This window comes from Rugamonas brunnea, assembly GCF_014042345.1.
Lineage (GTDB): Bacteria > Pseudomonadota > Gammaproteobacteria > Burkholderiales > Burkholderiaceae_D > Rugamonas > Rugamonas brunnea.
The window spans coordinates 222,884-249,771 of sequence record NZ_JACEZT010000002.1; the positions used below are offsets into that span (position 1 = coordinate 222,884).

The 26,888-nt window shown below is 65.5% G+C and carries 25 protein-coding genes; 7 read left to right on the forward strand and 18 right to left on the reverse strand.

The features are described 5' to 3' along the window. Window positions 1-9 precede the first annotated feature (9 nt). Complete coding sequence (locus tag H3H37_RS04850; RefSeq protein ID WP_182160511.1) at window positions 10-783, reverse strand: class I SAM-dependent methyltransferase; 774 nt, start codon at window positions 781-783, stop codon at window positions 10-12. 90 nt (window positions 784-873) lie between these two features. On the opposite strand from H3H37_RS04850, the gene H3H37_RS04855 reads away from it, so the two are divergent. Then, window positions 874-1,650, forward strand: a complete 777-nt coding sequence (locus tag H3H37_RS04855; protein ID WP_182160512.1) for a helix-turn-helix transcriptional regulator — start codon at window positions 874-876, stop codon at window positions 1,648-1,650. Window positions 1,651-1,745: 95 nt separating this feature from the next. Here H3H37_RS04855 and H3H37_RS04860 read toward each other — a convergent pair whose 3' ends face one another. Beyond that, window positions 1,746-2,642 carry a diguanylate cyclase gene (locus tag H3H37_RS04860; protein ID WP_182160513.1) on the reverse strand — a complete coding sequence of 299 codons (897 nt, stop codon included), beginning with the start codon at window positions 2,640-2,642 and terminating at the stop codon, window positions 1,746-1,748. Between the two features lie 329 nt (window positions 2,643-2,971). On the opposite strand from H3H37_RS04860, the gene H3H37_RS04865 reads away from it, so the two are divergent. Both H3H37_RS04865 and lpxC read left to right on the forward strand, forming a co-directional pair. Continuing rightward, window positions 2,972-3,814: a DMT family transporter gene (locus tag H3H37_RS04865; RefSeq protein WP_182160680.1), complete on the forward strand. Its 843-nt coding sequence runs from the start codon at window positions 2,972-2,974 to the stop codon at window positions 3,812-3,814. A 54-nt stretch (window positions 3,815-3,868) separates the two neighbouring features. Continuing rightward, window positions 3,869-4,804 carry a UDP-3-O-acyl-N-acetylglucosamine deacetylase gene (gene lpxC / locus H3H37_RS04870; RefSeq protein WP_182160514.1) on the forward strand — a complete coding sequence of 312 codons (936 nt, stop codon included), beginning with the start codon at window positions 3,869-3,871 and terminating at the stop codon, window positions 4,802-4,804. A gap of 27 nt (window positions 4,805-4,831) precedes the next feature. Here lpxC and H3H37_RS04875 read toward each other — a convergent pair whose 3' ends face one another. Further along, on the reverse strand, window positions 4,832-5,317 hold the full coding sequence (locus H3H37_RS04875; RefSeq protein ID WP_229218662.1) for a DciA family protein: 486 nt from the start codon (window positions 5,315-5,317) through the stop codon (window positions 4,832-4,834). A gap of 259 nt (window positions 5,318-5,576) precedes the next feature. On the opposite strand from H3H37_RS04875, the gene secA reads away from it, so the two are divergent. Then, entirely contained in the window at window positions 5,577-8,342 is a 2,766-nt protein-coding gene (gene secA, locus H3H37_RS04880) for a preprotein translocase subunit SecA (protein ID WP_182160516.1), read from the forward strand. Window positions 8,343-8,437: 95 nt separating this feature from the next. On the opposite strand, the gene H3H37_RS04885 is transcribed toward secA, so the two are convergent. The 5 genes from H3H37_RS04885 to H3H37_RS04905 all read right to left on the reverse strand — a co-directional run bounded on the left by H3H37_RS04885 (window position 8,438) and on the right by H3H37_RS04905 (window position 14,076). Further along, window positions 8,438-10,438: an ATP-binding protein gene (locus H3H37_RS04885; protein ID WP_182160517.1), complete on the reverse strand. Its 2,001-nt coding sequence runs from the start codon at window positions 10,436-10,438 to the stop codon at window positions 8,438-8,440. A gap of 88 nt (window positions 10,439-10,526) precedes the next feature. Then, window positions 10,527-10,934 (reverse strand): type 2 periplasmic-binding domain-containing protein, encoded by a 408-nt coding sequence (locus H3H37_RS04890; protein WP_182160518.1) that lies wholly within the window; start codon window positions 10,932-10,934, stop codon window positions 10,527-10,529. Between the two features lie 13 nt (window positions 10,935-10,947). Further along, window positions 10,948-12,156, reverse strand: coding sequence for a porin (locus H3H37_RS04895; RefSeq protein ID WP_182160519.1), 1,209 nt, complete (start codon window positions 12,154-12,156; stop codon window positions 10,948-10,950). Between the two features lie 277 nt (window positions 12,157-12,433). Next, complete coding sequence (locus tag H3H37_RS04900) at window positions 12,434-12,832, reverse strand: type 2 periplasmic-binding domain-containing protein (RefSeq protein ID WP_375539980.1); 399 nt, start codon at window positions 12,830-12,832, stop codon at window positions 12,434-12,436. Between the two features lie 23 nt (window positions 12,833-12,855). Next, complete coding sequence (locus tag H3H37_RS04905; RefSeq protein ID WP_182160521.1) at window positions 12,856-14,076, reverse strand: porin; 1,221 nt, start codon at window positions 14,074-14,076, stop codon at window positions 12,856-12,858. A 417-nt stretch (window positions 14,077-14,493) separates the two neighbouring features. Between H3H37_RS04905 and argJ the strand changes: the two genes are divergently transcribed. From argJ to H3H37_RS04920, 3 genes are read left to right on the forward strand one after another with little or no spacing between them, the layout of a single operon-like run. Beyond that, on the forward strand, window positions 14,494-15,732 hold the full coding sequence (gene argJ, locus H3H37_RS04910; RefSeq protein ID WP_182160522.1) for a bifunctional glutamate N-acetyltransferase/amino-acid acetyltransferase ArgJ: 1,239 nt from the start codon (window positions 14,494-14,496) through the stop codon (window positions 15,730-15,732). 2 nt (window positions 15,733-15,734) lie between these two features. Next, complete coding sequence (locus H3H37_RS04915; protein WP_182160523.1) at window positions 15,735-16,619, forward strand: ATP-binding protein; 885 nt, start codon at window positions 15,735-15,737, stop codon at window positions 16,617-16,619. Beyond that, window positions 16,616-17,080 (forward strand): NUDIX domain-containing protein, encoded by a 465-nt coding sequence (locus H3H37_RS04920; protein WP_182160524.1) that lies wholly within the window; start codon window positions 16,616-16,618, stop codon window positions 17,078-17,080. The genes H3H37_RS04915 and H3H37_RS04920 overlap by 4 nt, the downstream gene beginning before the upstream one ends. Window positions 17,081-17,099: 19 nt before the next feature. Here the strand turns inward: H3H37_RS04920 and H3H37_RS04925 are convergent, their stop codons facing one another. The 10 genes from H3H37_RS04925 to H3H37_RS04970 all read right to left on the reverse strand — a co-directional run bounded on the left by H3H37_RS04925 (window position 17,100) and on the right by H3H37_RS04970 (window position 26,884). Then, window positions 17,100-17,270, reverse strand: a complete 171-nt coding sequence (locus tag H3H37_RS04925; protein WP_182154239.1) for a DNA gyrase inhibitor YacG — start codon at window positions 17,268-17,270, stop codon at window positions 17,100-17,102. A 9-nt stretch (window positions 17,271-17,279) separates the two neighbouring features. Further along, window positions 17,280-18,035 (reverse strand): cell division protein ZapD, encoded by a 756-nt coding sequence (gene zapD, locus H3H37_RS04930; protein ID WP_182160525.1) that lies wholly within the window; start codon window positions 18,033-18,035, stop codon window positions 17,280-17,282. Window positions 18,036-18,099: 64 nt separating this feature from the next. Continuing rightward, a complete protein-coding gene (gene coaE, locus H3H37_RS04935; protein ID WP_182160526.1) occupies window positions 18,100-18,741 on the reverse strand; it encodes a dephospho-CoA kinase in 642 nt (213 codons plus the stop codon). A 1-nt stretch (window position 18,742) separates the two neighbouring features. After that, on the reverse strand, window positions 18,743-19,612 hold the full coding sequence (locus H3H37_RS04940; RefSeq protein ID WP_311197401.1) for a prepilin peptidase: 870 nt from the start codon (window positions 19,610-19,612) through the stop codon (window positions 18,743-18,745). A gap of 102 nt (window positions 19,613-19,714) precedes the next feature. Beyond that, window positions 19,715-20,932, reverse strand: coding sequence for a type II secretion system F family protein (locus H3H37_RS04945; RefSeq protein ID WP_182160528.1), 1,218 nt, complete (start codon window positions 20,930-20,932; stop codon window positions 19,715-19,717). Between the two features lie 10 nt (window positions 20,933-20,942). Continuing rightward, on the reverse strand, window positions 20,943-22,676 hold the full coding sequence (pilB, locus tag H3H37_RS04950; RefSeq protein WP_182160529.1) for a type IV-A pilus assembly ATPase PilB: 1,734 nt from the start codon (window positions 22,674-22,676) through the stop codon (window positions 20,943-20,945). 204 nt (window positions 22,677-22,880) lie between these two features. Further along, window positions 22,881-24,170, reverse strand: coding sequence for an HlyC/CorC family transporter (locus H3H37_RS04955; protein WP_182160530.1), 1,290 nt, complete (start codon window positions 24,168-24,170; stop codon window positions 22,881-22,883). Window positions 24,171-24,417: 247 nt separating this feature from the next. Beyond that, a complete protein-coding gene (locus H3H37_RS04960) occupies window positions 24,418-24,858 on the reverse strand; it encodes a DoxX family protein (protein WP_182160531.1) in 441 nt (146 codons plus the stop codon). 14 nt (window positions 24,859-24,872) lie between these two features. Continuing rightward, entirely contained in the window at window positions 24,873-25,913 is a 1,041-nt protein-coding gene (dmpG, locus tag H3H37_RS04965) for a 4-hydroxy-2-oxovalerate aldolase (RefSeq protein WP_182160532.1), read from the reverse strand. Beyond that, the gene (locus H3H37_RS04970) at window positions 25,910-26,884 is read right to left on the reverse strand and encodes an acetaldehyde dehydrogenase (acetylating) (protein WP_182160533.1); all 975 of its coding nucleotides are present in this window, start codon (window positions 26,882-26,884) and stop codon (window positions 25,910-25,912) included. The genes dmpG and H3H37_RS04970 overlap by 4 nt, the downstream gene beginning before the upstream one ends. Between the last annotated feature and the right edge of the window lie 4 nt (window positions 26,885-26,888).

Consider the following 26,888-nt stretch of genomic DNA (forward strand, 5'->3'; position numbering starts at 1 on the left):
CTTAATCGATCAATAAATCTCTTCCTCCTGCTTGCAGGCCACGAACATCGCCGCGTCGATAGTGAACGAATGGTCGGCCTGCACGGCGAAGTAGTCGCGCGCCTCGCGCGGGGCGGAATCCCACAGGCTGCGGATGGCCTGTTCGCGCAGCGCCGGCGTGCGCATGCGCGCCACCCATTCGGCGAAGCGCATCTCCAGTTTCCACTGGCTGTCGAGACGGTGGGCGAAACCGGCCATGCCCAGCTTGTGGCCCCATTCGCACAGCCGGTAGTCGCGCACGTGCGAGCCGTCGCGCAGCAGTTCCACGGCCTGCAAGGTGGTGTCGCACAGGGCCGATGCGGGCGCCACAATGTCCACGATCACCAGCTTGCCGCCCGGGCGCAGCACGCGCCAGGCTTCCTGCAGGGCGGCCGGCACGTCCAGCCAGTGGTGGGCCGAGAAGCGCGTCACCACCAGGTCGAAGATGGCGCCGGCGAACGGCAGCTGGCCCACGTCGCCCTGCTGGGTGCGGATGTTTTCCAGGCCGCGGTCGGCCGCCGCCTGCGTCACTACGTCCAGCATGGCCTGCGACAGGTCGAACGCCACCACCGACTGCGCCACGGGCGCCACGGCGAAGCTGGCGTGGCCGGCGCCGCAGCCCAGGTCCAGCACGCGGGGCAGGGCCATTTTGCGCGCGATGTCATGCATGGCGGCCAGGTCCGCGCCCTGGGCGTGGACGGCGCTGCTCAGGTAGGCTTGCGCGGTGTTGCCAAATTGCTCAACGATGACGGCTTGCTGTTTCATGGTGGCTTCCTCGTGTGGTGGGGAAGCGTCAGGATAGGCAAATTCCTATCCTGTAACAAGACAAGGACTTATACTGGTATAACTTCTACCATGCACACCACCCTCGGCGATTACATCCGCGCCCACCGCGAGCGCGTCACCCCTGCCAGCGCCGGCCTGTCCGGCGGTGGACGGCGGCGCACGCCCGGCCTGCGGCGCGAGGAGTTGGCCCAGTTGTGCGAGGTCAGCCCCACCTGGCTCACGTGGCTGGAGCAGGGGCGGCCCGTGGCGGCCTCGGCCCGCCTGCTGGCCCGGCTGGCCGACGTGCTGCGATTGTCGGTGGCCGAGCGCGCCTACCTGTTCAGTCTGGCCGGCCGGCTTGATCCGCAGCATGACCTTGATGCGGGCGCAGCCGGGCAGGGGCTGGACGCGCTGGTGCGCGCCATCAACGCCCCGGCCTACATCCTGGACCGCCAGTGGGACGCGCTGGCCTGGAACGCCGACGCGGCGGCCCTGTTGCGCGGCTGGCTCGACGGTGGCCAGGGCGCGGGAACGCCCAACCTGCTGCGCTTCATGTTCCTGCAAGCGCAGGCGCGCAGCCTGACGGTGGACTGGCCGGAGCGGGCGCGCCGGCTGGTGGCCGAGTTCCGCGCCGACACAGGCCGCCACGCGGCCCAGGAACCGCTGGCCAGCCTGATCGCGGAACTGGTGGCGGCCAGCGAGGAATTCCACCAGTTGTGGACGTTGCAGGACGTCGTGGGCCGCGAGGGCGGCGCGCGCCGCTTCCGCGACGCGGCCGGCGCCGAGCACACCTTCAGCCAGGTCACGCTGCACCTGGCCCAGCGGCCGGACCTGAAACTGGTGATGTTGCTGCCGGCGCCTGGCTAAGCCATGTACTCAGGCGCGGCGGCCCTAGTGGGCGCGATGGCCGCAGTGGCCGCAGTGGCCGCGGCGGCGCCGCTGGCCATGTGCCGCGCCCGCCGTCACATCGATGGATGCCATTCCCGCACGCAATTGCGCCCCGCCGCCTTCGCCGCATAGAGCGCCTTGTCGGCGCGTTCGATCGAGGTCGCTGCCGGCAGCTCCGGGTCGAGGTGGGTCAGGCCGATGGACACGGAAATGTGCACCGGTTCGTCCAGGCCGATGTCGATGGGCAGCGCGGCGATCCGGGCGCGCAGCAGATCGATGCGCGCATAACTCATGGCCGGTTCAGCGTGGGGCATGCAGAGCAGGAACTCTTCGCCGCCATAGCGGAACACCTTGTCGTAGGGGCGCAGCTGTTTGATCAGATAGTGGATGGTGGTCGCCAGTACCCGGTCCGCCGCCGGATGCCCGTAGCGGTCGTTGACCGCCTTGAAATGGTCGAAGTCCACCATCGCGATGAAGCAGGCCTGGGTCTGGCGCTTCTCTACCTGCTGCTGTTCGCGCAAGGTCGGCAGGATCTCGTAGCGGGTGATCGCCCCGGTCAGCGCGTCGTGATTGAACAGCGAGTTTTCCAGCTCCCGTTCGAGGGAGGTGATTTCCAGCCGCATCCGGTCGAGTGCGTTGGAGAAGTTGTCGTAGTCGAGCGTGGCGATGTGATTGCCCCCGCCGGCGACGAGCAGCAACTGCTTGGCCAGCTGGTGCAAGCGCTGGTGTTCTTCCCCCATGGCGATGAAACCAGGGTGCTTGCGCAGTTCCTCGGGGGCCTCGCTATAAAACCATTGGCCGAACCGGCACATGGTGTGGGCCAGTTCGTCGATATCGCGTTTGTCGCCCGGCAGCCCGCACACCAGCGTGCGGACCAATGCCCCGTACCACGCCTGGTGGTAGTTGAGCGCTTCTTTCAGTTGCGCGAGTATCGATTGCAATTCTTCCCGGGTCGCCGCTTCGAGCGCCATGCGCATCTCCTCAGAATAATTGATCAACATGCATTCAATTCAGCTTACCATCAACGGGTTTGCCATACAGCAGCAATCGGGGGAGAGTGTGGACAAATTGCGCACGCTGGCGCCGGCACGGGGCCGGGCGCGCCCAGCACAAATATTTCCGCCTTGCTATAATTTCCCGGAGCGCTGGCCACACGCCGCCGCTGCTGGCTCTGGACGTCGCCATGATGACGTTCCATGCGGCCGCGTCCCACCCTCGCAGCGGCCACCGTTATCCTGAGAGGCCCGCTCTGTCCGCCGTCATCGTCTCCCGCAGGGAAAACCTGCACGCCATTTACGCCATGCTGATCGCCGTGGCCATGTTCTCCATGATGGACACGGCCATGAAAGTGCTGTCGGCCCATTACCCGGCCATGCAGGTGACGGCCTTGCGCGCCCTGTGCTCGCTGCCGCTGCTGTGCGCCTACATGGCCTACCGGGGCGCGTTCGCGCGCATCCTGCACGTGCGCTGGTCCATGCACCTGTTCCGCGGCGCGCTCGGCATCGGCATGCTGACCATGTTCGCGTTCGGCCTGCGCAACCTGTCGCTGGCCGAGGCGTATTCGATCTTCTTCATCGCGCCGTCGCTGATCGCGGCCCTGTCCGTGTTCGTGCTGAAGGAAAAGGTGGGGCGGGCCCAGTGGGCCGCCATCGTGGTCGGCATGATCGGCGTGCTGGTGGTGCTGCGGCCGGAAGGGACGGGTTTCCTGTCCATCGGCGGCCTGTCCATCCTGGGTGCAGCGGCCTGCTATGCCGTGTCGGCCATCGCCAGCCGCGTGCTGAGCCGCACCGACAACAGCGAATCGATGATGTTCTGGTATCTGCTGATCATGGCCGGCGGCGGGCTGGCCATGGCGGCCGGCGTCTGGGTGCCGGTGCGGCAGGAGGACTGGCTGGTGCTGGTGGGGCTGGCGCTGAGCGGCTTTTTCGGCCAGCTGGCCATCACGGAAGCGTTCAGCAAGGGCAAGGCGTCCACCGTGGCCTCGTTCGAATACTCGGCACTGGCCTGGGGTGTGGCCATCGACTGGCTGTTGTGGCACACGCTGCCGGACGGCTACACGGTGCTCGGCGCGCTCATCATCGTGGCCAGCGGCATCTACCTGGTGCGGCACGAGGCCGTGCATGCCGAGGCGGAACATCCGTGATCGGCTGGCAACAGGGCGGAAACGTGGCTGGCCCAACTTCGCTATAATCGCGGGATGCTTAAACAACGCACCATCAAACAACTGGTCCGCACCACCGGCGTGGGCCTGCATTCCGGCACCAAGGTCGAGCTGACCTTGCGCCCGGCCGCGCCCGATACGGGCATCGTGTTCCGCCGCGTGGACCTGGACCCCGTGGTCGATTTCCCCGCCAGCGCCATGGCCGTGGGCGACACGCGCATGGCCTCCGTGCTGGTCAAGGATGGCGCGCGCGTGTCCACGGTCGAGCACCTGATGTCGGCCTGCGCCGGCTTGGGCATCGACAACCTGTACATCGACGTGAGCGCCGAGGAAATCCCCATCATGGATGGCTCGGCCTCGTCGTTCGTATTTCTTTTGCAACAGGCGGGCGTGCAGGAGCAGCCGGCGGCCAAGAAATTCATCCGCGTGCTGCAGCCGGTCGAGATCCGCGACGGCGTCGGCGACAAGGAAAAATGGGCGCGGTTGTCGCCATACAACGGTTTTAAATTAGACTTTTTCATCGAATTTAACCACCCGGCCGTCGATGGCACCAGCCAGCGGGCCCAGGTCGATTTCGGCGACGTGTCGTACGTGCATGACGTGGCGCGCGCGCGTACCTTCGGCTTCATGCAGGACGTGGAAATGCTGCGCGGCATAGGCCTGGCGCGCGGCGGTTCGCTGGAAAACGCCATCGTGATGGATGAGTACCGCATCCTCAATTCGGACGGCTTGCGCTACGACGACGAGTTCGTGCGCCACAAGATCCTGGACGCCATCGGCGATTTGTACCTGGTAGGCCATCCCTTGCTGGCCAGCTACGAGGCGCACAAGTCCGGCCACGCGCTCAACAACCAGTTGTTGCTGGAGCTGCTCAAGCATCCGGAAGCGTATGAAATCGTCTCGTTCGACACCAACGAGGCGGCGCCGCCGTCGTATCTGCGCCAGATGGCGCGCGAGTGGGCGCTAACTTAACAAATCGGGGCTGGTCCCCGATTTTTTTTAACCGCCACCCTGGCGCCGGCGCGCCACCATCCGTTGCAGCGCTTCGATCAGGCCGGCGTTCTGGCTGGTTTGCTCCAGCGTGTGGCCCAGCTCGTCGAACGCGGCCACGGCCGCCTCGGGCAGCGACAGGGCCCGCATCTGTTCCTTGATCTCGGCTGCCTTCACCATCTGCACCCGCAGCTTGACGCCCTCCACCTGCCAGCCGCGCCGGGCCAGCGTGTCCTGCAGCTTGGGCACTTGCTGCTTGAGCTTGGCCGCCAGCGCCGCGTTGGGCGTGGCCAGCACCAGCTGGCCTTCCTCGAACGACAGGATTTCCACGTACTGGAACATGGCCGGCAGGGCCGCCGCGCAGTCGCGCTGCAGCGACGCCATGCGCTCGATGGCCGGCAGCAGCGCGGCCATCTTGTCGTCGCGCCGCAGGAAATCGGTGGCGCCGACGGCCGTGGGCCGCTTCAGGGACAGGTTGGAGGAGTTGAATCGCATGGGCCGAAACATATCACAAGCCGGCCCGTCCGTGCCGGCCGCTGTCACGCCATTGCAGCAATTGCGCGCTACCCTCATACAAAATATATTGATTTTGTGGCATTGTTCTGATTTGGGCTATTGTTATATAGGCCAATACCCCAATGTGGGCGACTGCGCATGATAAAATCATCGTCTTTTGCCATAGTCGAACTCCGTGCGGTAAGGCAACTTTCACCAACAGAGCTTTTTTTAACGGCGTTTTTTCAAGAATTCAAGCATGTCATTACTGACCCAGATTTTCGGTAGCCGCAACCAGCGGCTGCTCAAGCAATACCAAAAAACGGTACGCGAGATCAATGCGCTCGAGCCTGTCATTGAAAAGCTGTCGGATGCCGAGCTGCAAGCAAAGACGCCCGCCTTCAAGCAACGCATCGCCAACGGTGAGTCGCTGGACGCGATCCTGCCCGAAGCGTTCGCCGTCTGCCGCGAAGCGAGCAAGCGCGTGTTCAAGATGCGCCACTTCGACGTGCAGCTGATCGGCGGCATGGTTCTGCACTACGGCAAAATCGCGGAGATGGGCACAGGCGAGGGCAAGACGCTGACGGCAACGCTGCCGGCCTACCTGAACGCGCTGGCCGGCAAGGGCGTGCACATCGTGACGGTCAACGATTACCTGGCCCAGCGCGACGCCGACACCATGAGCAAGCTGTACGGCTGGCTGGGTCTGACGACGGGCATCAACCTGTCGCAGATGGAGCACGCCGCCAAGCAGGCCGCCTACAACGCCGACATCACCTACGGCACCAACAACGAATTCGGTTTCGACTACCTGCGCGACAACATGGTGTTCGAGGCCCGCGACCGCGTCCAGCGCGTGCTGAACTTCGGTATCGTCGACGAGGTGGACTCGATCCTGATCGACGAAGCCCGCACCCCGCTGATCATCTCCGGCCAGGCCGAGAACCACACCGACCTGTACTACAAGATCAATGAAGTGCCGCGCTTACTGACCCAGCAGATCGGCGAGGAAACCCCGGACGGCAAGGGCAAGGTCGAAGTCCCCGGCGACTACACCAAGGACGAGAAGGCGCACCAGGTGCTGCTGACCGAGGCCGGCCACGAGAAGGCCGAAGCCATCCTGACCAAGATGGGCTTGCTGCCCGAAGGCGCCTCGCTGTACGACTCGGCCAACATCACGCTGGTGCACCACCTGTATGCGGCCCTGCGCGCGCACGCGCTGTACTTCAAGGACCAGCACTACGTGGTGCAGAACAATGAAGTGATCATCGTCGACGAATTCACGGGCCGCCTGATGACGGGCCGCCGCTGGTCCGACGGCCTGCACCAGGCCGTGGAAGCGAAGGAAGGCGTCAAGATCCAGAACGAGAACCAGACCCTGGCCTCGATCACGTTCCAGAACTACTTCCGCATGTACAGCAAGCTGGCCGGCATGACCGGTACGGCCGACACGGAAGCCTACGAATTCCAGGAAATCTACGGCCTGGAAACGGTCGTGATCCCACCGAACCGTCCATCGCAGCGCAAGGACCGCCACGACCAGGTGTACAAGTCGTCGGCCGAGAAGTACAACGCCATGATGCTGGAAATCCGCGCCTGCTACGACCGTGGCCAGCCGGTGCTGGTGGGTACCACCTCGATCGAGAACTCCGAGCTGCTGTCGGGCATCCTGACCAAGGGCGGCCTGCCGCACAACGTGCTGAACGCCAAGCAGCACGCGCGTGAAGCGGAAATCATCGCCCAGGCCGGTAGCCCCAAGGCCATCACCATCGCCACCAACATGGCCGGTCGCGGTACCGACATCGTGTTGGGCGGCAACGTGGAAAAGCAGATCCAGTTCATCGAAGCGAACGCCGAACTGAGCGACGCCGAGAAAGCGGCCCAGGCCCAGGCACTGCGCGACGGCTGGCAGGCACTGCACAACCAGGTGGTGGCGGCCGGCGGCCTGCACATCGTGGGCACCGAGCGCCACGAGTCGCGCCGGGTCGACAACCAGCTGCGCGGCCGTGCCGCGCGCCAGGGCGACCCCGGTTCCTCGCGCTTCTTCCTGTCGCTCGACGACCAGCTGCTGCGCATCTTCGCGGGCGACCGCGTGCGCGCCATCATGGACCGCCTGAAGATGCCGGAAGGCGAGCCGATCGAGGCGGGCATCGTGTCGCGCTCGATCGAATCGGCCCAGCGAAAGGTGGAAGCACGCAACTTCGACATCCGTAAGCAACTGCTGGAATACGACGACGTCGCCAACGACCAGCGCAAGGTGATCTACCAGCAGCGTAACGAGCTGCTGGAAAGCGTCGACATCTCCGAGCTGATCCAGTCGCTGCGCCACGGCGCCTTCACCGACATGGTGCGCGAATACGTGCCGGCCGAGTCGGTGGAAGAGCAGTGGAACATCAAGGGCCTGGAAGCGGCGCTGCTGGCCGAATGGCAGATCGAACTGCCGCTGCACGCCATGCTCGAATCGGAGCAGAACCTGACCGACGAGGACATCCTCGAGCGCGTGCTGGCCGCGGCCGATGCGCTGTACCAGTCCAAGATCGACATCGTCGGCAAGGAAGCGTTCGCCGGCTTCGAGCGCAACGTCATGCTGCAAAGCGTGGACAGCCACTGGCGCGAGCACCTGGCTGCGCTCGACCACCTGCGCCAGGGCATCCACCTGCGCGGCTATGCGCAGAAGAACCCCAAGCAGGAGTACAAGCGCGAAGCGTTCGAGCTGTTCGGCCAGATGCTGGACATGATCAAGAACGAAGTGGTGCGCCTGATCATGACGGTGCGCATCCAGTCGCGCGAGGAGATCGACGCGGCCGAGGCGGCCATGCAGCAGCCGCACGTGGGCAATGTGCACTACCAGCACGCCGACTTCAACCCGAACGCGGCGCCGGAAGACTTGCTGGCGCCCACCGCCAACGCGGAACCAGCCACCGGCGAACCGCTGCTCAACATGGGCGTGAAAGTGGGCCGCAACGACCCATGCCCTTGCGGCAGCGGCAAGAAGTACAAGGCTTGCCACGGTAAGCTGGCCTGATCGCCTTCTGCGCCCCTAAACCGGGGTCAGGTCATGCCATCAAGCAAGCCGCGTGTGGCTTGCTTGATGGCATGACCTGACCCCGGTTTTGTTTTTTAGGGGCGGGCGGGGTCGCGCTGGGGCGCCACGCGCGGGATGGTGAGGTGGATGGTGGTGCCGGCGCCGGGCGCGGAGTCGATCGCGATCCGTCCGCCCAGCACGCCAGTGACGATGTTGTAGACGATGTTCATGCCCAGCCCCGTGCCGCCCTGGCCCATCTTGGTGGTGAAGAAGGGGTCGAACACGTGCCGCAGCACGTCTTCGGTCATGCCGGCGCCGTCGTCGCAGAACACCAGGTCCACCATGTCGTCCTCGACCGCGCCGGCTTCGATCGTGATGTTGCCGCTGGCGCGGTGCTCGAACGCGTGCGCCAGCGCGTTGTTGAGCAGGTTGTTGAGGATCTGGTACAGGCCGCCCGGATAGGAGTCGAGCTTGATGCCGTCGGGCACTTCCACCCGCACCGCGCAGTTGGCGCGCCGCAGCCGCGGCATGTAGGTGGCCACCGTGTCGTGCACGGCCGTGGCCAGGTCGAATTCACGGCGCTGGTCGTTGGTCTGGTCGACGGCGATCTGCTTGAATGACGAGATCAGGTCGGCCGCCTTGCGCAGCGAACCCGAGATCAGTTCGCTGGCCAGCCGCACCTCGTCCAGGTATTGCTGCAGTTCGGAGCGGCGCAGGTTGCCGCTGGCCACCAGGGCGTCGAAGCTGAGCACCCGGTCGCCCAGCGTGGTCGAGGCCAGCAGGCTGTTGCCGATCGGCGTGTTCAGTTCGTGCGCGATGCCGGCCACCAGCGAGCCGAGCGAGGCCATCTTCTCCGACGCCAGCAGCTCGTGCTGGGTTTGCCGCAGGGTGTCGAGCGCGGCGCTCAGGTCGGCGTTGGCCCGCTCCAGCGCGGCCGAGCGCTCGCTGACCCGGCTCTCCAGCGACACGTTCAGGTCCTTCAGTTCGCGCTTGGCGTTCAGTTCCTCGGTCAGGTCCAGCAGGGCCCAGATGATGGCCTGGCGGCCGTCGAGCACCAGCGTCGAGGACCAGATCGCCACGCTGCCCACGCTGCCGTCGGGCAGCAGCACGCCGGCCACGTCGCCCTGCACGGCGCCGTCGCGCAGGAAGATGTCCCACATGCGGTCGCGCTCGCGCATGCTGGCCCAGAACGACAGCTGGTCCGAGCGCCGGCCGATCAGCTCGTCGACCGGGTGGCCGAAGGTGCGCGTCAGCGCCTGGTTGGCGGCGATGATGTGGCCGTCGAAATCGGTCACGCTCAATGGTAACGGCGCCATGTCGAACAGGGTCTTGAAGCGCGCTTCCGATTCGGACAGGCGCTGTTGCGATTGTTCGAGCTGGGCCACGCGCTGGCGCAGCGCGGCGCTCATCGCGTTCAGCGAGCGCGAGAACTGGTCGATCTCGTCGCCTTCGCGGCGCGGCGCTTGCGGCGCCACCGCTTCCAGGCCGGGCGCCAGTTCGCGGGTGCGGCCCGTCAGCGCTTGCAGCCGCTTGCCGATGCCGTGGGTGAACAGGTAGAACAGGGCCACGCCCAGCACCAGCCCGGCCAGCGAGATCACACCGCCTTGCCACATCACCTCGTCGCGCGCCTGTTGCAGGTCGCGCGTGGACAGGCCGAAGTTGAGCGAGCCGACCTTGTTATCCTGCAGCAGCAGCGGGGTGCGCGCGTGCAGCGTGTGGCCGTCGTCATAGGTGCGCAGCACCTGGCCCAGTCCGGTATTCGCGGCCAGCGCGAACGGCAGCGTGGCGGCGCGGGTGCCCACTTCGAGGATGGGGCGGCGCTCGGCGTCGAGGATGACCAGGTAGCGCAGGTAACTGTCGTTGGGATCGGCCAGCATTTCGGCCAGGTAGTTGCTCAGCTCGGTCAGCTTGCCGCGGGTGGCGTAGGGACCGAGGGAAAGATTGAGGGTGACGGCGTATTCATGGGCCACCCGTTCGGCATTTTTGCTGACAGCGCTATCCATCAGCCGCAGGCTGTTCCAGATCAGCAGACCGACCACCAGCGCCTGCACCACGGCACTGAGCAGCAGAAATTTCGCGCGCAGCGATAAACTCAAGACTTGCCTCCCATGCCAGCATCTCTACGCCGGACGAGACAGCGCCCGCGCTCCCGACATGGGGCGCGGGCGCGGAAGACGCCAGCTCTTACGGCAGGGTCAGGATCACTTTGACCGTGTCGTCCACTGCCGACTTGTCAATATAACCGATTGCCTTGGGATCGGCAGCAACGGCTTTCTTGACCTCGGCGTTGGAGCTGTACTCCTTCGGTGGCGTGCCCTTACCCGTAAACACGATCTTGGACCAGATCGCCTTCACCTGGGCCGGGTCCTTGTCGGCCGCCTTGTGGTAGAAGTCGGCGCGGATGGGCGAACCTTCGGCCTGGTCGATCGGCGTGAACATGGTCGACTTACCCAGGAAGAACTGGGACGCCTGTTCCGAGAACATGCGGGTGGCCGGGTTGGCCTTGTTGACGATGACCACGGTTTCGGCGCTGGCCGACAGGGCGGTGGCGGACAGGGCGCACAGCAGGGAGGCTTGGATCAGCAGTTTCATGGCATCCTCCCCATCAGAACACGAAGTCGAGCGACGCGGCCACCACGGTGACGTTGTCCTTCAGGCCGCCAACTGGGCCGTTGATCAGCATACCGCCTTTGGCGCCGGGCTTGACGCGGTCGACCTGGAACTTGGCGTCCACGTTCTTGGCGAAGTCCCAGCGTACACCGACCAGGTTGGTGCTCTGCAAGTTCGCTTGCAGCAGGTTGCCGACCACGGCCGCCAGCGGACCGCTGGTCGGGAAGCCGGTCGGCAGCGTGACGGAGCGGCCATGCTGGGTCACTTGCGCGTGGCTGAAATACGGCAGGAATTTGCCGACGCGGTAGCCGACCATGGCATACCAGGAATTGGTGTCGGGGATGTAGACCGGCTCCTTGGCGCGGCGCATGCCGTACTCGGCCTGGCCGACGATGTTGTTCCAGTCCAGCGTCGCGCCCACTTCCGTGAAGGTCACCTTCTTGCGGTTGTTGAACGTCAGATCATTGGCCAGGCCGGAGAAGCCGACCGCCGTCAGCGTCGCGCTCAGCTGGTTGAGCGGGACGGCGTCGTTGCCGCTCAGCTTGGCTTCGACGTGGGCGGCGCGCAAGGTGACGGGACCATGCTCGACGGCCAGGCTCAGGCCCATGACGGGCGCGCGGTAGGTGGCCACGGCCGTGGTGCCGGCCAGCACCAGCTTGCCGCGGCTGACGCCGATGAGGCCCTGGGCCGTGAAGTTGGTGTCGCCGAAGGCGTGCTGGTAGTTGAAGTCGGCGCCGTCGGCGCTTTCGATCGGATCCTGCGCGTACATCTCGACCGGCGGCCGCATCATGGTGTTGGCGTAGCCGACGTTCTGGTAGTCCGAAATCAGGAAGGTGGGGATCACGACCCGGCCCACGCGCACGTTGAGCTCGTCATTGATCTTGTACTTCAGGAAGGCCCAGGTCAGGTCGGTGGTGAAGCTGGTGCTGGTGTTCTTGCGGGTCAGCACCTGCACCGTGCCCGACAGCGCATCGTTGACCTTGTAGCTGGCCTGCAGACCGAGGTTGGAATCGAGGCCGATGCGGGCCTTCTCGCCCACGCCTTCGGCCTGGTTGTAGCGGATGAACTGTGCCTTGTCGGTGTTGATCTTGGCCTCGCCCAGCGTGCCAAAGCCGCCGATGGTGAGATTGCCGTCATCCATCGCGCCCGCGTGGGCGGCGCCGAATGCCGTGATTAATGCACTTGCCAGTACGAGTTTTTTCATAAGTCCCCTCTTGTTGTCTCTTACGTCGAGAAATTTTTTTACTTGCACGCGTTGCTCGCTCAGGATCGCTGCCGCCGCCCTGCGCGCTTAGATGTAACCTTAGACGAATTTCCATGAGGCATAAAACTAGAATGCGCGGAATTGCGCCGCCGGTGGGAAAACTGTGGTTTTTTCACCGACGTCCAGGACAAATTCGTCTGGCCTCGTTCCAGATATGACAACGCCCAGCACGGGGCCGGGCGTTGCGTGATGGCTGCAGTGTGGGCCGGACGGTTGCTTATGGCAGCGTCAGGATCACTTTCACGGTGTCGTCCACCGCGGCCTTGCTGATGTAGCCGATGGCCTTGGGATCGGCGGCCACGGCCTTGCGAACTTCGGCGTCCGAGTGATACTCCTTGGGCGGCGTGCCTTTGCCGGTGAACTCGATCTTGGACCAGATGGCCTTGACCTGGGCTGCGTCCTTGTCGGCCACCTTGTGATAGAACTCGGCGCGGATGGCCGAGCCTTCGGCCTGGTCGACGGGGGTGAACATGGTCGATTTGCCGAGGAAGAACTGGGCTGCCTGTTCCGAGAACATGCGGGTGGCCGGGTTTTTCTGGCTGACGATCACAACGGTTTCAGCCGATGCCGGCAGCGCCGCCGCGGCCAGGGCGGCCAGCAGCAAAGAAGTCATCATGGATTTCATGGAGGGGCTCCCGATCAGAATACGAAGTCAAGCGCGGCCGCAACGACGGTCACGCTGTTGGTGATGCCGGCGGCCGGCTGGACAAAGATCAGCGAACCGGACTTGACCTTCGGCTTGACGCGGTCGACCTGGACCTTCAGCGCCACGTTCTTGGCGAAGTCCCAGCGCACGCCGACCAGGTCGGAACTTTGCTCGGTGGACACCAGCAGGCCGCGCACGGTCGCGCCCAGCGGGCTGTTGGCCGGCAGCGTGGCGGGCACGGTGACGGAGCTGCCCGCGCCGGTGACGGCCGCGTGGGCGTAGTACGGCAGCACCTTGCCGACGCGGTAGCCAGCCAGCGCGTACCAGGCGTTGGTGTCAGGCACGTACACGGCTTCCTTGTCGCGGCGTTGCGCGTATTCCGATTGCAGCAGGATGTTGTTCCAGTCCATGGTCAGGCCGACCGAGGTGAACGCGATCTTCTTGCCCGGGGTCAGGCTCAGGTCATTGGCCAGGTCCGTGAAGCCGAACTTGTTCAGCACATTGGTCAGGTTGTTGACCGGGGTCAGGTCGTTGGTGGTCAGCTTGGCGCGCGCATGGGCCAGGCGCATCTGGAACGGGCCGTATTCGGCCGCCAGGGTGATGCCGCCGGCCGGGGCGCGGTAGGTGGCCACGGAACCGGCGCCGGTCGGGATGAACAGCTTGCCGCGGCTGACGCCGCCGAAGGCCTGGGCCGTGAAGTTGACGTCGCCGAAGGCGTGCTGGTAGTTGACGTCGGCGCCGTCCACGTTCTCCAGCGTGTTCTGGCCGTACAGCTCGATCGGCGGACGCATCATCGTGTTGGCGTAGCCCACGTTCTGGTAGTCCGAGATCAGGAAGGTCGGCACCACCACGCGGCCCACGCGCACGTTCACTTCATCGTTGATCTTGTACTTGAGGAAGGCCCAGGTCAGGTCGGTGGTGAAGCTGGTGCTGGTGTTCTTGCGGGTCAGCACTTGCACCGTGCCCGAGAGCTGGTCGTTGAATTTATAGGTGGCTTGCAGGCCGAGGTTGCTGTCCAGGCCGATGCGGGCCTTGTCGGACACGCCTTCAGCCTGGTTGTAACGGGCGAACTGGGCCTGGTCCGTATTGCTCTTGGCCACGCCCAGCGTGCCGAAGCCGCTGATGCTCAGGTCGCCATCGCCCATCGTGCCCGCTTGCGCGGTCGACACACCGAAGGCGGCCAGGATGCTTGCTACTAACAGTTGTTTTTTCATTCGTCGGGTTCTCTTAAGTTCTTTATTCTTGTCGGCGTTCTGTCGTATGGCGCAGCTCGCCAGTCGGTCGCGGCACGCTCTTGGCGTACGCAGCCGCCACCTTAGTCTAATTTCCACAAGGCATCTGTTGTTCAGGAGGGAAATAGAATGAGTGTTCTATTTTTAATGTGGTTTTTCGACCAAAAAGCGACGCCATTGTCGACGTTGGATCAATAAGTTATTGATATTGAATGTCTTTTTTATATCTTGGCAGGCCAGGACCGAAAGTGCGTGCGGTCCGGGTCCGGCGTGTGACTGGCGGTCGATCGCGACGCCATCCGGGCCACGTTGACGGCAGCGGCCGCGACACCAATTCGCCCGCCAGGGATTACAATAGCGGCTACCTTTTTCCCTCCATTCCTAGCACGAGAACATACTATGGCCGTCAACTCCCCCAAGCCCATCGCCGCTGACCTCAAGCCCGTCGCGGGCGTCGACATCGGCTACGCCGAAGCCGGCATCAAGAAGCCCAACCGCAAGGACGTGCTGGTGCTGCAGGTGGCGCCGGGCGCCACGGTGGCCGGGGTGTTCACGCTCAACCGTTTCTGCGCCGCGCCGGTGCAGGTGGCCAAGGCCCACCTGGCGGCCGCCCAGGCCGGCGGCAAGCCGGTCCGCGCACTGATGGTCAACACCGGCAACGCCAACGCCGGCACGGGCGAGGCCGGCCTGGCCGCCGCCAACGCCAGCTGCGCCGCGCTGGCCGGCCTGCTCGGCTGCGAGGCGCAGCAGATCCTGCCGTTCTCGACCGGCGTGATCCTCGAGCAGCTGCCGGTCGACAAGATCGTGGCCGGCCTGCCGCAAGCCGTGGCCAGCCTGAAGGCCGACAACTGGTACAACGCGGCCGAAGCCATCATGACCACCGACACCCAGCCCAAGGCCGCCTCGCGCAGCGTCAACGTGGCCGGCCACGCCGTCACACTGACGGGCATCAGCAAGGGCGCCGGCATGATCAAGCCCAACATGGCCACCATGCTGGGCTTCCTCGCGTTCGACGCCAAGGTGGCCCAGCCGGTGCTGGACGTGCTGGTCAAGCAGGTGGCCGACCTCAGCTTCAACTGCATCACCATCGACGGCGACACCTCGACCAACGATTCCTTCATGCTGATCGCCACCGGCGCCGGCACCTTGGAAGTCAATTCGGTCGACAGCCCTGAATACGCCGCGCTGGCGGCCGCCGTGACCGACCTCGCGCTGTTCCTGGCGCAAGCCATCGTGCGCGACGGCGAGGGCGCGACCAAGTTCATCACCGTCACCGTGGAGGACGGCAAGGACGTGGCCGAATGCCGCAAGATCGCCTACTCGATTGGCCACTCGCCGCTGGTCAAGACCGCCTTCTTCGCTTCCGACCCCAACCTGGGCCGCATCCTGGCCGCCATCGGCTACGCCGGCGTGGACGACCTCGACGTGAGCAAGCTCAACCTGTACCTGGACGACGTGTGGGTGGCCAAGGATGGCGGCCGCAATCCCGACTACAAGGAAGAGGATGGCCAGCGCGTGATGTCGCAAAGCGAGATCACGGTGCGCGTCAAGCTGGCGCGCGGCGCGGCCGCCGCCACCGTCTACACCTGCGACCTGTCGCACGACTACGTGACCATCAACGCCGACTACCGTTCCTGATCATGAGCACGCCACTGGAACAATTCCTGGTGCGGGCCGAGGCGCTGCTGCAGCGCGTCGAGGCCATCCTGCCGCAGACGCCGCGCGCGCCGGACTGGCGGCTCGGTTTCGCCTACCGCTGGCGCCGCCACCACAGCGGCGCCAGCTACCTGCAGGCCGTGGCGCACGCCTCGTCCATCACGCTGTCGGACCTGCACAACATCGGCCCGCAAAAGGCCCAGATTGAGCAGAACACGCGCCAGTTCGTGGCCGGCCGCCCGGCCAACAACGTGCTGTTGACGGGCGCGCGCGGCACCGGCAAGTCCTCGCTGATCAAGGCCTGCCTGAACCAGTTCGCGGCCGACGGCCTGCGCCTGATCGAGGTCGACAAGGCCGACCTGGCCGAGCTGCCCGACATCGTGGACCTGGTGGCCGGCCGGCCCGAGCGCTTCATCATTTTCTGCGACGATTTGTCGTTCGAAGAGGGCGAGAGCGGCTACAAGGCGCTCAAGGTGGCGCTCGACGGCAGCGTGGCCGCCCAGTCGGACAACGTGCTGATCTACGCCACCTCGAACCGCCGCCACCTGATGCCTGAGCGCATGTCCGACAACGCCAGCTACCAGCATGACGAGGATGGCGATCTGCATCCGGGCGAGACGGTGGAGGAAAAGATTTCGCTGTCCGAGCGCTTCGGCTTGTGGCTGTCGTTCTATCCGTTCAAGCAGGACGATTACCTCGACATCGTGGCCCACTGGCTCACCTCGTTCGGCTGCGACGCGGCGCAGATCGAGACCGCCCGCGCCGACGCCCTGCGCTGGGCCTTGCAGCGCGGTTCCCGCTCGGGCAGGGTGGCCTGGCAGTTCGCCAAGGATTACGCGGGCAAGCTGCCGCAGGACGGCGTGGCATGAGCGGTGGGGGTAGCGTGAGTGACACGAACGGCAAGAGCAGCAAGAACGGCACGGGTGGCGAGGCGCCGGCGCGTCCGATCGACGTGGCCGTCGGCATCCTGGTCCAGCCCAACGGCGACGTGCTGCTGGGCCAGCGGCCGGCCGGCAAGCCCTACGCCGGCTATTGGGAATTCCCCGGCGGCAAAGTCGATCCGGGCGAGACGGTGCTGGAGGCGCTCAAACGCGAATTCGTCGAGGAGCTGGGCCTGACCATCCACAGCGCCGAGGAATGGTGCGGCATCGAGCACGTGTATCCGCATGCGCACGTGCGGCTGCATTTCTTCATCAGCCGCGACTGGGCAGGCGAACCGCAAAGCCTGGAAGGGCAGGCGTTCGCCTGGCAGGGCACGGTGGGGGTGGAGCCGCTGCTGCCCGCCACCATCCCCTTGCTGGCATGGCTGGAGCAGGTGCGCTACGGCTAGGCGCCGCTAGCGGCCGCGCTCATTCCTGGTCGAGCGGATCGACGGGCGGTGCGGCGGGGATGGTGTATTTTTCCTCGGCCCAGGCGCCCAGGTCGATTTTTTTGCAACGTTCCGAGCAGAACGGGCGGAATTTGTTCTCCGGCTTCCATTCCACTTTGGCGCCGCAGGTGGGGCAATCTACAACGGTCATAGCAATCGATCAAAAATTACAGAGCGTGAGCTCGAATGGGACATCGTCTTCGAGCGGCTTGGGCTTGAGGTCGCCGCCCTGGGTGGTGAAGCGCACCCACAGCATGTATTTGTTGGCCGAGATCTCGGGGATGGCGCCCAACGTCTCGTCCAGCGTCAGCCGCAGCATCTGGTACACCTTGCCCTGCAACATCTGCTGGTAGCTGCCGGCCGAGGCGATCATCTTGACCGGGCCGCCCGAGTCGCGCAGCAGGCGCAGCACCAGGGCCAGCGCGTCGAACAGCGGCGCCAGCGGGGCGAACCAGTTGGCGATGTCGGCGAAGCGCTGTTCGGCGCTGCGCTGCTGCCACGCGTAATAGGACGGCAGGTCGAACTCGCAGGCGCCGCCGGGGATGATGGTGCGGCCGCGGATCGACATCAGCCATTCGTTGTCGCGCACGTTCTGGCCGGTCTTGCCCTGGGCCGCCACCAGCGCGCCGCTGACGGCGTCCAGCTCGCCCAGGATGGCGTCCAGCGTTTCGGTCTGGACGTTGGGATTCATGCGGTAGCCCAGCAGGCTCTGGCGCTGGCGTTCCAGCTCTTGCAGCAGGTCCGACTTGAGATCGGCCCGTCCCGCCACTTCCAGCATGTCGAAGATGGTGGCCAGCGCGACATGGTGCTGCATCGGGTGTTCTTGATGCACAAAGAACTTGAATTTCTCGTACAGGTCCTCCAACCGCAACAGGGTACGTATGCGTTCGTTGAAAGGATATTCGTAGACGATCAAAATAACATCCCTCTATGTGTGGACCCGCTGATAATCCCGTGATTTTGAAGCAAGCGAAGCAAAATTACAAACGTTGAGGCCCGTTTGGCGCCATTCCGGTCGAAAAAGTCAGATATAACTGGTGCAGGCGCTCGATCTGGGGCGTCAGCGCGTCCAGCCCGGCGTCGTTGGTGATCACGTCGTCGGCCGCGTCCAGCCGCTGCTGGCGCGTGGCCTGTGCCGCCATGATGGCCCGCACTTGCGCTTCTGGCAAGTGGTTGCGCGCCATCACACGGGCTAGCTGAACCGTTTCCGCGCAGTCTACCGCAAGCACGCGCGTCACCCGCGCACGCCACGAGCCCGATTCCACCAGCAGCGGGATGGCCAGCATCACGTAGCAACCGGTGGCGGCGGCCGTGGCCGCCTCGGTGGCGGCCCGGATGCGCGGGTGCAGGATCGCTTCCAGCCTGGTCTTGGCGGCGGCGTCGGCGAACACCAGCTGGCGCATGCGGGCGCGGTCGAGCGCGCCGGTCGCGTCCGCGTATTCGGGGCCGAACTGGGAAACGATGTCGGCCATGGCGGCGCCGCCGGGCGCCGTCAGGCTGTGGGCGATCTGGTCGGTGTCGACGATGGTCACGCCGCGCGCGGCGAACAGCTCGGCCACCGTGCTCTTGCCGCTGCCGATGCCGCCCGTCAGGCCGACCGTGAAGCGAGGCTGGCCGCCCATGTCAGCCCAGCAGGCCGGACGTGAAGCCCGACAGTTGTTTGTCGCACAGCAGGGCGATCACGCCGGCCGCCGCCAGGTAGGGGCCGAACGGGATCGGATTGTGGCGGCCGTGGCGCGCGAACACGATCAGGCAGATGCCGACCACGGCCCCCACCACCGACGACAGCAGGATGATGGCCGGCAGCATGCTCCAGCCCATCCACGCGCCCAGCGCGGCCAGCAGCTTGAAGTCGCCATAGCCCATGCCTTCCTTGCCGGTGGCCAGCTTGAACAGCCAGTAGATCGACCACAGCGCCAGGTAGCCGGCCGCCGCGCCGATCACGGCGTCCTGCAGCGGCACGAAGGTGGCGTTGATGTTGAGCAGCAGGCCGGCCCACAGCAGCGGGAAGGTCAGGTCGTCCGGCAGCATCTGGGTGTCGAAGTCGATGAAGGTCATGGCCACCAGCGCGCACACGAAGAAGATGGCGGCCAGGCCGGCCCAGCCGCTGCCGAAGTGCCACACCATCACGCCCGACAGCACCGCCGTCAGCAGTTCCACGGCCGGGTAGCGGGCCGAGATCGGCGCCTTGCAGGCGCTGCACTTGCCGCCCTGGATCAGGTAGCTGAGCAGCGGGATGTTTTCCATGGCCGTGATCTGGTGGCCGCAGTGCGGGCAGGCCGAGCGCGGCACGATCAGGTTGTAGCGGTCGGTGTGGGGCGGCTCCTTGCCGCTTTCCGTGGCCACGTAGTTGTCCGATTCGCGCTGCATCATCTTCGGCAGGCGGTGGATGACGACATTGAGGAAGCTGCCGAACATCAGGCCGAACAGGCCGGCGATCAGGCTGATGACGAGGTTGGCGGGCGGGGCGAAGAAGAGGGTAGTTTGCACGATGGAGTGTTGCGCCCTGGGGGCGTCGTTATTGTCACGGGTCGAGTGTAATGCATTCCTGGCTGGCATGGGGCCGGCGCGCGGCCCCATGCTGCCAACCGGCCGTCAGACGACGGAGCCGAGTTTGAAGATGGGCAGGTACATGGCGATCACCAGGCCGCCGATCAGCACGCCCAGGATCACCATGATCATCGGTTCCATCAGGCTCGACAGCGAAGCGACGGCGTCATCGACTTCCTCCTCGTAGAAGTCGGCCACCTTGCCCAGCATGGCGTCGAGCGAACCCGATTCCTCGCCGATGGCCACCATCTGCGTCACCATGTTGGGGAACACGTCGGCGTTCTGCATGGCCACCGTCAGGCTGGTGCCGGTGCTGACCTCGCTCTGGATGCGGCGCGTGGCGTCCAGGTAGACGGCGTTGCCGGCCGCCCCGCCCACCGAGTCGAGCGACTCGACCAGCGGCACGCCGGCCGCGAACATGGTCGACAGGGTGCGGGTCCAGCGCGCGATGGTGGCCTTGCGGATCACGTCGCCGAACACGGGCAGTTTGAGCATGGTGACATCCATGAAGCGCTGCACCTTGGCCGAGCGCTGCCAGGCGCGGAAGAAGAAGTACAGGCCGCCGAAGATGCCGCCGAAGATCACGTACCACCACTTGACGAAGAATTCCGAGATCGCCATTACGGCCAGCGTGGGCGCGGGCAGGTCGGCGCCGAAGCTCTTGAACACTTCCTTGAAGGCCGGCACCACCCAGATCATGATCACGGCCGTGACGATGAAGGCCACGGCCAGGATCGACACCGGGTACATCAGGGCCGACTTGATCTTGGCCTTCATGGCCAGCGTCTTTTCCTTGTAGATCGCGAGCCGGGTCAGCAGGTCCTCCAGGATACCAGCCTGTTCGCCGGCGCCCACCAGGTTGCAGAACAGCGGGTCGAAATACAGGGGGAACTTGCGGAACGCCTGGTTCAGGCTGGTGCCGGTCTCGATGTCGGCCCGCAGGTCCAGCACCAGCTTGGACACGGACGGGTTGGCGTGGCCCTTGCCGACGATGTCGAACGATTGCAGCAGCGGCACGCCGGCCTTCATCATGGTGGCCAGCTGGCGCGTGAACAGCGAGATATCCTTGTCCGTCACCTTCTTGCCGCTGCGGTAGACCTTCTTCTTGACCTTGGTGACCATGATGCCCTGGCGGCGCAGGGTGACGTTGACCACGGCCTCGCCGCCGGCGCGCAGCTCGCCGCGCACGGTCTTGCCGGTCTTGTCCTTGCCTTCCCAGGTAAAGATGGATTCCTTGATCGGGGTGCCGCTCGATGTGGCCATGGTCGCTTTCCTATTCGTTGGTGCAGCCGAGTACTTCTTCCAGGCTGGTCAGGCCGCTCTTGACCTTGACCAGGCCGGACTGGCGCAGCGACTTCACGCCTTCGGCCTCGGACTGGGCCGCGATCTGCATGGAGTTGCCGCTGGCCAGGATCAGCGCTTCGATGGCCGGGGTGATGGGCATGATCTGGTAGATGCCGACCCGGCCCTTGTAGCCGCCGCCGTTGCAGCGTTCGCAGCCGACCGGGCCGTACGGTTTCCAGCTGCCGTCCAGTTCCTCGGGCTTGAAGCCGGCCTTGATCAGCAGGTCCGGCGAAATGTCGACCGGCTGCTTGCAGATGCACAGCCGGCGCGCCAGGCGCTGGGCCGTGATCAGGATCACGGATGAGGCGATGTTGAACGGCGCCACGCCCATGTTCATCAGGCGCGTCAGGGTGGACGGCGCGTCGTTGGTGTGCAGCGTGGAGAACACCATGTGGCCGGTCTGGGCCGCCTTGATGGCGATGTCGGCCGTCTCCAGGTCGCGGATCTCGCCGACCATGATGATGTCCGGGTCCTGGCGCAGGAACGATTTCAGGGCCACCGGGAAGGTCAGGCCGGCCTTGTCGTTGACGTTGACCTGGTTCACGCCCGGCAGGTTGATCTCGGCCGGGTCCTCGGCCGTGGAGATGTTGATGCCGGGCTTGTTGATCACGTTCAGGCAGGTGTACAGCGACACCGTCTTGCCCGAACCGGTGGGGCCCGTCACCAGCACCATGCCGTAGGGGCGGTGGATGGCGTCGAGCAGCAGCGCCTTCTGGTCCGGGTCGTAGCCGAGCGCGTCGATGCCCATCTGGGCCTGGGTGGCGTCCAGGATACGCATCACGGTCTTTTCGCCGAACAGCGTGGGCAGGGTCGAGATCCGCAGGTCGATGGTCTTGGTCGGCGACACGATCAGGCGCATGCGGCCATCCTGCGGGATGCGCTTTTCCGAGATGTCGAGCTTGGCCAGCACCTTGATGCGCGACACCAGCTTTTCCTTGATCGAGATCGGCGGCTGGGCATGCTCGATCAGCACGCCGTCGACGCGGAAGCGGATGCGGTAGAACTTTTCGAACGGCTCGAAGTGCAGGTCGGAGGCGCCCATGTTGACGGCGTCCATCAGCATCTTGTTGAGGAAGCGCACGATGGGCGCGTCCTCCACCTCGCTGGCGGCCTGGTCGGCGGCGGCCGTGGTGGCCGGATTGTCGTCCTCGGCGAACTGGATGTCCTGTTCCTCGCCGGCCAGCTCGTTGATGCTCTGCTCGGCGCTCTTGCTGAGCGCGGCCAGCAGCTTGAGCAGCGCGTCGTGGGCCACGATCACCGGCTCCACCGTCGATTCGGTCTGGAACTTGATCTGGTCCAGGGCCTGGGTGTTGGTGGGGTCGGAGATGGCGACCGACATCTTGTTGCCGCGCTTGGCCAGCGCCACCACGCGCTGGGTGTACATCAGCTTGCCGTCGATGGCCTTGGGCGGCAGCACGTCCAGGTTCAGGCAGGCCAGGTCGATCAGCGGATAGCCATAGGTTTCCGCGCAAAACGAGGCCAGCGTGGACGCGTCCAGGGTGCCGCTGGCCAGCACGGCGTCGATGAAGGGCAGCTTCTCGGTCAGCGATTTTTTTTGCAGCGCCTCCGCCTGCTGGACGCTCAGGCGTCCGGCTTGCATCAGGGCGCGGGCCAGCCCCGGCAAGGAGGTGCTGGGCGCCGCGTTGGGGAGGACTGCTGCCATAAGAGCGCGCTGTAAAGATAAGGGTAGGGAACGTGGAGCGGACAGGGTCGGCCTGGCCCTCGGCTACCCGTCGGATAATGCCCTCAGGAAGCTGGTTTGTAAAGTAATTTGTTGCCGTACGGTAACAATGTGTGCCCCATCATGGCCGCCGGCGCATCGCCGCGGGGCAGGGCGCCCGCAACGGCGGGGTTGCGGCGGTTCTGCTCAGGCGGCGCGCTTGCCGGACGGACGTATCAATTTCACCACTTTGATCGACTGGTGCTGCACTTGCACCACCTCGATCACGCACTGGCCGATCTTGACGCTGATCGGCGATTCCGGGATGTCCTGCAACAATTCCAGCATCATCCCGTTCAGGGTTTTCGGCCCGTCCAGTGGGAAGTTTAATCCCAGACGCTTGTTAATGTCACGTAATGCCGTGGCCCCTTCCAGCAGGCATTCGCCCTGTTCGTTCCAGTCGAAGCTGTCGGCGCGGGCGGCGCCGGGCATGGAGGTGGTGAACTCGCCGATCATCTCCTCGATGATGTCGTCCAGCGTGACCAGGCCCTGCACCTCGCCGTACTCGTCGACGATGATGCCGAGCCGCTCGCGGTTCTCCTGGAAATATTGCAATTGGGTGAACACGCGCGTGTCCTGCGGGATGAAATAGGGCGCCGTCAGCAGCGCGCGGAAATGCTCGACCGTCAGTTCCTGCTCCTGGTTGAGCAGGGCCACGGCCTTGCGCACGTGCAGGATGCCGACGATCTGGTTGATCTCGCCTTCATAGACGGGCAGCTTGTTGTGGTAGCAGGTGGTCAGCTCGTGCTTGATCTCCTCCACCGGCAGCGCCAGGTCCAGCGCCTCGATCTGCGAGCGCGGCGTCATGATGTCCTCGACCGAGATGGTTTCCAGGTCGAACAGGTTGAGCAGGATGCTCTTGTGCTTTTGCGGGATGAAGTTGCCGCCTTCGAGCACGATCGAGCGCAACTCCTCGGGCGACAGGCGGGCGTCGTGCTGGTGCGCGCCATCCTTGATGCGCAGCGGCTTGAGTAGCAGGCTGACGAACAGGTTGACGAACCAGATCAGCGGCTTGGCGGCCGCCATCAGCGGCTTCAGCACCATGCTGGTGGGCAGCGCGATCTTTTCCGGGTAGGTGGCGCCGATCACCTTGGGCGAGATTTCCGCGAACACAATCAAGAGGAAGGCCACCACGCTGGTGGAGATGGTGATCACGTTGTCGTCGTGGCCGAAGGTGTCGATGGCGATGGCCGTCACCAGCGCCGTGGCCATGGCGTTGATCAGGGTATTGGCGATCAGCACCAGCGACAGCAGCTTGTCGGTGCGTTCGAGCAGCCACAGCGTGGTGCTGGCGCTGCGGCTGCCCCGTTTGGCCAGGTGGCGCAGGCGGTGGCGGTTGGCCGCCATCAGGGCCGTTTCCGCCATTGCGAAAAAGGCCGAACACAGTATCAGGAGAGCGAGCGCAAGTAATTGCACCCAGAACGGCACGGTATCCAAGGGTCACCGTCAAGAATCTTGCATGGGGAAACTGGCCGGCATACTGCGGCACGGAGCCAGGGCGGGCTGGCCCGGAACGCGGCCATGGAGTTCTGGATTTTAAGGCAAGGGCGGTAGCGATGCAAGTTTGCCTACCCGGCCTGGGCCGGCGCCGGCCCGCCAGGGGGAGGGAATACGCCGCCCGGCCGGCGTATTCCCCGCGCTCACGCGCGCGTCGCCTCGCTCATGCGCTCATGCGCTCATGCGCTCACGAGAGGCTTGCCGCCGCCCGGCCGGGGCGCCGGCGCGCATCGACGCTGAGGCGGCCGGCGCCGGCGACGGCCAGGCACAGCAGGCCGCCGGCGATGGCCAGGTTCTTCATGAACATGGCAACCTGCACCGGGTCGGCGAACTGGCGGTGGAACAGGGCGCCCGCGACGACGCAGAACGCGGCCAGGCCCAGCGCCGCCGGCCGCGTCGCTGCGCCCAGCACGATGGCCAGGCCGCCACCGAGTTCGAGCGCGATCACGGCCGGCAGCAGCCCTCCGGGCACGGCCATCGTCTGCATGTAGGCGAGCGTGGCGTTGTAGTGGCCCAGCTTATCGATGCCGGCGGCGATGAAGATCAGTGCCAGCAGGATGCGCGCCACCAGCAGCGCGTAGCCGTGCCCTTGCCCGATCGGTGGTGGTGGGGTGGTGTGTTGTCGCATGGTGCGCTTCTCCTTCATGAGGCGGCGCGGGCGGCGTTGGCGGCGTCGCGCGACTTGCGCAGGTCGAGCGCCACGTCGACGATCATGTCTTCCTGCCCGCCCACCATGCCGCGGCGGCCCAGTTCGACCAGGATGTCCATCGTCGCCAGCCCGTATTTGCCGGCCGCCACCTCCGCGTGGCGCAGGAAGCTGCTGTAGACGCCGGCATAGCCGAGCGCCAGCGTTTCGCGGTCGACCCGCACCGGCCGGTCCTGCAGCGGCCGCACGATGTCGTCGGCCGCGTTCATCAGTGCGAACAGGTCGCAGCCGTGCTGCCAGCCCAGGCGGTCGGCGGCGGCGATGAACACTTCCAGCGGCGCGTTGCCGGCGCCGGCGCCCATGCCGGCCAGGCTGGCGTCCACGCGGTCACAGCCTTCCTCCACGGCGACGATGCTGTTGGCCACCCCCAGGCTGAGGTTGTGGTGGGCGTGGATGCCGGTCTGGGTCTCGGGCCGCAGCGTGTCCTTGAAGGCGCGCAGGCGGGCGCGCACGTCGGCCATGCCCAGCGCGCCGCCGGAATCGACCACGTAGCAGCAGGTGGCGCCATAGCTTTCCATGCGGCGGGCCTGCTCGGCCAGGCCTTGCGGACTTTGCATGTGGCTCATCATCAGGAAGCCGACCGCGTCCATGCCCAGGTTGCGCGCGTACTCGATGTGCTGGGCCGCGATGTCGGCCTCGGTGCAGTGGGTCGCCACGCGCACGACGCGCGCGCCGGCATCGTAGGCGGCGCGCAGGTCGTGCAGGGTGGCGATGCCGGGCAACATCAGGGTGGCGATCTTCGCCTGCTTGACCACCCCGGCCACGGCCGCGATCCATTCCACGTCCGTGTGGGCGCCGAAGCCGTAGTTGAAGCTGCCTCCCTGCAGGCCGTCGCCGTGGGCCACTTCGATCGAATCGACGCCGGCCGCGTCGAGCGCGCGGGCGATCTGCTGCATCTGCGCCACGCTGTACTGGTGGCGGATGGCGTGGCTGCCATCGCGCAGGGTGACATCGGAAATGTAGAGTTTCTGGTTCATGGCAGGCTCCGGGAAATGGTGGCGGCGGGGGCGGGGGCGCGCTGGCGCTGCGCCATCTGTTCAGCGGTGCGCAGGGCGGCGCTGGTCATGATGTCGAGATTGCCGGCATAGGCCGGCAGGTAGTGGGCGGCGCCCTCGACTTCGAGGAAGATCGAGGTCTTCAAGCCATGCATGCGCGGGCCGACGCCGGGGATGTTGAGGCCTTGGCCCGGTTCGATCCGGTCGAACTGCACCTGCTGCTTGAGGCGGTAGCCGGGCACGTAGGCCTGCACGGCGGCGGCCATGGTGGCGACGGAGTCGGCGATGGCGGCTTCGTCGGCCATGTCGCTCAGCGTGTAGACCGTGTCGCGCATGATCATCGGCGGCTCGGCCGGGTTCAGGATGATGATGGCCTTGCCCTTGCGGGCGCCGCCCACCACCTCGATCGCGCGCGAGGTGGTCTCGGTGAACTCGTCGATGTTGGCGCGGGTGCCGGGGCCGGCCGAGCGGCTGGCGATCGAGGCCACGATCTCGGCGTAATGGACGGTGGCCACGCGCGCGACGGCCGCCACCATGGGGATGGTGGCCTGGCCGCCGCAGGTGACCATGTTGACGTTGGGCGCGGCTATGCATGCGTCGCCGTTGACCACTGGCACGCAGTAGGGGCCGATGGCGGCCGGCGTCAGGTCGACGCAGACGATGTCCGGCCGCGCCGCCCGCAGCAGCGCGTCGTTGTGGCGGTGGGCGCCGGCCGAGGTGGCGTCGAACACGATGCCGATGTCGGCGAACTGCGGCATGCGCAGCAAGCCTTCGACGCCCTCGTGGCAGGTGGCCACGCCGAGCCGCGCCGCGCGGGCCAGGCCGTCGGACGCGGCGTCGATGCCGACCATCACGCTCAGCTCGATATGCCGGGCATGGCGCAGGATTTTGAACATCAGGTCGGTGCCGATGTTGCCGCTGCCGATGATGGCAGCCTGGATTTTTTCAGTCATGTGG

Excerpts from the sequence above, each read along its gene's own strand:
- H3H37_RS04865 (WP_182160680.1), top strand. The coding sequence starts at position 2,972 with ATGCTGATCGCCGTGGCCATGTTCTCCATGATGGACACGGCCATGAAA.
- argJ (WP_182160522.1), top strand. The coding sequence starts at position 14,494 with ATGGCCGTCAACTCCCCCAAGCCCATCGCCGCTGACCTCAAGCCCGTC.
- pilB (WP_182160529.1), bottom strand. The coding sequence starts at position 22,676 with ATGGCAGCAGTCCTCCCCAACGCGGCGCCCAGCACCTCCTTGCCGGGG.
- H3H37_RS04900 (WP_375539980.1), bottom strand. The coding sequence starts at position 12,832 with ATGATGACTTCTTTGCTGCTGGCCGCCCTGGCCGCGGCGGCGCTGCCG.
- H3H37_RS04920 (WP_182160524.1), top strand. The coding sequence starts at position 16,616 with ATGAGCGGTGGGGGTAGCGTGAGTGACACGAACGGCAAGAGCAGCAAG.
- H3H37_RS04945 (WP_182160528.1), bottom strand. The coding sequence starts at position 20,932 with ATGGCCACATCGAGCGGCACCCCGATCAAGGAATCCATCTTTACCTGG.
- lpxC (WP_182160514.1), top strand. The coding sequence starts at position 3,869 with ATGCTTAAACAACGCACCATCAAACAACTGGTCCGCACCACCGGCGTG.
- H3H37_RS04890 (WP_182160518.1), bottom strand. The coding sequence starts at position 10,934 with ATGAAACTGCTGATCCAAGCCTCCCTGCTGTGCGCCCTGTCCGCCACC.
- H3H37_RS04905 (WP_182160521.1), bottom strand. The coding sequence starts at position 14,076 with ATGAAAAAACAACTGTTAGTAGCAAGCATCCTGGCCGCCTTCGGTGTG.
- dmpG (WP_182160532.1), bottom strand. The coding sequence starts at position 25,913 with ATGAACCAGAAACTCTACATTTCCGATGTCACCCTGCGCGATGGCAGC.
- H3H37_RS04925 (WP_182154239.1), bottom strand. The coding sequence starts at position 17,270 with ATGACCGTTGTAGATTGCCCCACCTGCGGCGCCAAAGTGGAATGGAAG.
- H3H37_RS04850 (WP_182160511.1), bottom strand. The coding sequence starts at position 783 with ATGAAACAGCAAGCCGTCATCGTTGAGCAATTTGGCAACACCGCGCAA.
- H3H37_RS04895 (WP_182160519.1), bottom strand. The coding sequence starts at position 12,156 with ATGAAAAAACTCGTACTGGCAAGTGCATTAATCACGGCATTCGGCGCC.
- H3H37_RS04970 (WP_182160533.1), bottom strand. The coding sequence starts at position 26,884 with ATGACTGAAAAAATCCAGGCTGCCATCATCGGCAGCGGCAACATCGGC.
- coaE (WP_182160526.1), bottom strand. The coding sequence starts at position 18,741 with ATGGGCGGCCAGCCTCGCTTCACGGTCGGCCTGACGGGCGGCATCGGC.
- H3H37_RS04875 (WP_229218662.1), bottom strand. The coding sequence starts at position 5,317 with ATGCGATTCAACTCCTCCAACCTGTCCCTGAAGCGGCCCACGGCCGTC.
- H3H37_RS04915 (WP_182160523.1), top strand. The coding sequence starts at position 15,735 with ATGAGCACGCCACTGGAACAATTCCTGGTGCGGGCCGAGGCGCTGCTG.
- H3H37_RS04960 (WP_182160531.1), bottom strand. The coding sequence starts at position 24,858 with ATGCGACAACACACCACCCCACCACCACCGATCGGGCAAGGGCACGGC.
- H3H37_RS04855 (WP_182160512.1), top strand. The coding sequence starts at position 874 with ATGCACACCACCCTCGGCGATTACATCCGCGCCCACCGCGAGCGCGTC.
- H3H37_RS04860 (WP_182160513.1), bottom strand. The coding sequence starts at position 2,642 with ATGGCGCTCGAAGCGGCGACCCGGGAAGAATTGCAATCGATACTCGCG.
- secA (WP_182160516.1), top strand. The coding sequence starts at position 5,577 with ATGTCATTACTGACCCAGATTTTCGGTAGCCGCAACCAGCGGCTGCTC.